The organism is Dellaglioa sp. CoH-57-MRSF-21, assembly GCF_056781915.1.
The window spans coordinates 614-1,310 of record NZ_JBXAXU010000013.1; the positions used below are offsets into that span (position 1 = coordinate 614).

1 protein-coding gene is annotated in these 697 nt (G+C 52.2%); it reads right to left on the reverse strand.

All coding sequences use genetic code 11. The features are described from left to right. Nucleotides 1–108 precede the first annotated feature (108 nt). A partial coding sequence (locus tag AC1RPQ_RS07600; protein WP_481762203.1) for a hypothetical protein occupies nt 109–697 on the reverse strand: 589 nt, incomplete at its 5' end.

Genomic DNA, 697 nt, shown 5'->3' on the forward strand with positions numbered 1-697 from the left:
GCTATCGATAATGCGACTGGTCAGAAGCTCTGCCTGTTGTGTGCGTAGCGCATAATCCGCGACGAGTGCCTTTAGAGCCGCCACGCTCACCTCAATGGGGTGTCCCATTTAGTCCTCCATAACAACGACGAACTCGTTCAGCATTTGAATCTGCTCTTTAGTCAGCCTCTCCGGTATCCCGAGTGCGGCACGCACGTAGCCCTGACGATCAATCTGTTTCGAGATATAGGCTATGTGATCCTGCATCTCTCCGTCTATCTCGGGGCCAGTCGATCCAAGCACATCTGACGATGCATCGCCCATTTCTTCGACCAGTGCTTCGTACGACTGATCACCCTGATCCTTCGACATCTCTGCAACTTCGGACCTAGCACTCTTGAACCAGTTGGTGATGAACGTCGTAAGCACTCCTTGACGTGCGTCACATCGATCAATAGCCCGGCTCACGACGATCATATAAATCTGGATCACGTCGTCAAGCCGCACGTGGTGATTGAAGTCCTTGTACGTGGTCTTCGCGTGCATGATCGCGAGCCGCACGTATTTTTCGAGGATCATGTTCTTGAACGAGCGTGCCTTCTCATACCACAACCGCGACTGCTGAATCGTCGAGTACAGAGTTCCACCATGCCGCACACCAAGACTCGTCTCGATCGCATAAATCTCGGAGTTGCGAATGATTGGGTCAATGTCGAAA